This window comes from Kitasatospora sp. NPDC085895 (assembly GCF_040702125.1).
Classification (GTDB): Bacteria; Actinomycetota; Actinomycetes; order Streptomycetales; family Streptomycetaceae; genus Kitasatospora; species Kitasatospora arboriphila.
In genome coordinates this window covers 1-1155 of record NZ_JBFBJY010000244.1, presented here as the reverse complement: position 1 = coordinate 1155, position 1155 = coordinate 1, and the positions used below count along the sequence as shown (strand labels likewise).

Sequence of the window (1155 nt, the reverse complement as noted above, 5' to 3'; positions counted from 1 at the left end):
GACAGAGAAACCGCATCGCGTATGGCTGACGCCGCGCGCGATGTTGCACCACGACAGGATGTTATCGACGCTGCCAAGCAGTTAGGGCTGAGGGAGGACGATTTGTTGCTGTCGCACGTATCCGGCAATCAGGCCTATCGCGATTTCGAACAAGCGCTGAAATCAGTTCCTGGTTCGCAGCTGGCGGCGCAGGAAAACCAGGCTCTCACCAAGATCGCTAAACAGGCCACGGATCTTACTGACGCTGCCGGAGCGCTGCCGGATAAAGCTGCGATGAATGATAAGTTTTTGTCTTCGTTCCAGCGCGGCATTGCCACTGTTCAGAACAAATCTGACCAGCTCTATAACCAGATCTCCGCTGCTATCCCCAAGGGGCAGACTGTCGAAGCCAATAACATCATTCGCTATCTTGACGGCAAAGCGGACGAATTGGGCGGTGCTGAACATCTATCAGCGATGGAAAAGCGGGTCTATAACTCCGTTGCCCCTGTTGGCTCTGAAGCTACTGCGCCGACTTATGCGAGGTTGGACAACATCCGCAAGCAGATCGGACAGGCGATCGGTAAGAACTCGGGACCATTCCGCGACGAAGAGACTGGGGCGCTGAAACAACTTTACGCTAACCTGACAGCGGATCAGGAACAGGCGGTCGTCGCTGCGGGCATGGGTGACAAATGGCAAGCTGCCAAGAAGCTGATCGGGGTTCGCACCACGATGGAAGATGCGCTAACTGGGCTGCTTGGCAAAGATCTGCGCGGCGATATCGGCACAAAAGCATCGTTGGCGATCCGAAACCTGTCAAAGGGTGACGCGAAAGGCTTTCGGGCGCTGCAGCAGGATATCCCTTCACCACGTATCCGACGGGAAGTTGTGGCCACATCGTTGCGCGATGCTTTCAGCCAAGGCAGCCGCAAGGAAAACGAGTTCCATCTGCCGGGTTTTGTTGACTGGTATCAGGGGATGAAATCTTCCGGAACGCTGCCGATGGTTGAGCGGGAGCTTGGAGCACGAACTGCCAAACAGCTACGGAATCTTTTCACCGTTTCACAGGCAGTGCGCCAGGCTCGCGAGAGCAGTATTCAAACTGGTAGGCTGAACGCGTTCATTAAGCAATTCGATGCAGAAGGCGGCACGCTTGACAAAATTTACCGTCAT

The 1155-nt window shown here is 55.1% G+C and carries 1 protein-coding gene; it reads left to right on the top strand.

Annotated features, from left to right (window positions below; genetic code table 11):
* Positions 1 to 21: 21 nt before the first annotated feature.
* Positions 22 to 1155, top strand: a 1134-nt coding sequence (locus AB0442_RS42575) for a hypothetical protein (protein WP_366168864.1), incomplete at its 3' end; no start/stop codon positions are given.